At 62.1% G+C, this 1,381-nt stretch carries 3 protein-coding genes; all 3 read right to left on the minus strand.

The features are described from left to right. The coding region (locus tag QJT78_RS51275) for a hypothetical protein (protein WP_281460881.1) at nt 1-267 on the minus strand (267 nt) is incomplete at its 3' end. Nucleotides 268-377: 110 nt separating this feature from the next. Next, the gene (locus tag QJT78_RS51280) at nt 378-551 is read right to left on the minus strand and encodes a helix-turn-helix domain-containing protein (protein ID WP_135217078.1); all 174 of its coding nucleotides are present in this window, start codon (nt 549-551) and stop codon (nt 378-380) included. A gap of 496 nt (nt 552-1,047) precedes the next feature. Continuing rightward, entirely contained in the window at nt 1,048-1,206 is a 159-nt protein-coding gene (locus tag QJT78_RS51285) for a hypothetical protein (protein ID WP_155258054.1), read from the minus strand. Nucleotides 1,207-1,381 lie beyond the last annotated feature (175 nt).

Below are 1,381 nucleotides of genomic sequence, written 5' to 3' on the forward strand. Positions count from 1 at the left end.
CAGGTCGAGCGGCAGCCGCTCGCGCTCCTCCGGCGACATCCGGTCGTAGCTGCCATCCTGTTTCAGCTTCTCCATCGCCATCAGCGTGATCAGCATGCCCGCGACGATGGTGCGATGGTCTTGGTGGAGCTTGCTCAGCTTCGGCTGCTGGTCGTACTCGTCGAGCAGCTCGCGGCCGACGAGCTGCATAGCTTCGGGGTCGTTCGCCGTCGCCGCCTTGGCGAAGGCGTCGCGCAGGGTCTCGATGCGCTGGTTTTTCCTGATCATTGCTTGCTCATATCGGCGGTGAAGTTTGGCTTTTACTGTTTGGTCTCCCAGCCGAGCAGCGTGCCTGGCGTGATCTGCAGGACCTTGCAGATGTCGGTCAGCTCATCGACTCAAATCACCTCGCTCGCCGTCTCCCAAGCGATGACCTCGGCCTCGGTGGTGTCGAGGCGGCTCGCCAGCTCGGCGCGGCTGAGCCCGCGCGCGATCCTGAGCGCCTGCAGGCGATGCCCGACCTCGCGCTCGACATCGGTGATGGGTTCAACAGGCTCGTGTGGTCGTCTCATGTCACCTCGTACTCTTGGCGTTCCAGCGGCTTCGTCGGGTCCCCAGGAAGAACGGGCTACCAGTAGACGCCGGTTTTGCGAATTTTGAAATGTCCGCGCATTGCCTTGCTACAATTTGTAAAGACCCGTGGTTCCCGCTATGGCATTTTGATCCGGCCAAGGGTCAGGGGCCAACATGCTTAGCGCACGCGCGTACCGAAAGTGGGCTAAGGCTTACCGCGCACAGGCGGCGGCTCCTGGGCTGGCGCCCAACAAAGCCACCCTGCTGAAAAACATCTCGCGAAGCCTCAGCGCGCTCGCTAGCCAGCTCGAAATGCTTGCCGTGTACGACGACGAGGTCTCGCGACCGTCCTCGCCGCCATCGCGCAGGCCTCGGTCACGATCGGGCCGACCGTTGCTCCGACCAGCATCCCGAGCATGAAATGCTTCATCGGGCTTCTGCTTCAGGGGGCCGTCCGAGCCGCTTTCGCCGGGGATCACGCAGAGCATCTCGTCTTCAGAGAATTCGACATTCCGGTACTTCTTGCTTCCCGCGCGACCGACGCCTGAGGTCGTCTTCGTCGGCCTTTGCCGCCATTGCACAGGCCCCGACCACGATCGCGCCGATTGTTCCTCCGATCATGCAGCCGACCAGCATCCCAAGCATGAACTGCATCGGCGCCCTCCTTCACGTGCCCGTCCGAGCCGCCGACTTGGTCGCGATAACCTTCTAAACAAACCGCTCCATTGCCTCGATCGCTTGAGGGGGCGGAACGTCATGGTGCTTTAGGTGCATCAGCCAGCTCTCGCAGAGAGCATTCTTCTGAAACCAATCGGCAATGAGGCGGCGT

It is taken from the genome of Bradyrhizobium sp. Mp27 (genome assembly GCF_029953005.1).
GTDB classification, from domain to species: Bacteria; Pseudomonadota; Alphaproteobacteria; order Rhizobiales; family Xanthobacteraceae; genus Bradyrhizobium; species Bradyrhizobium barranii.

What these genes read in the sequence shown, in the direction of transcription:
- QJT78_RS51280 (WP_135217078.1), bottom strand. Translation starts at nt 551, where the DNA reads ATGAGACGACCACACGAGCCTGTTGAACCCATCACCGATGTCGAGCGC.
- QJT78_RS51285 (WP_155258054.1), bottom strand. Translation starts at nt 1,206, where the DNA reads ATGCAGTTCATGCTTGGGATGCTGGTCGGCTGCATGATCGGAGGAACA.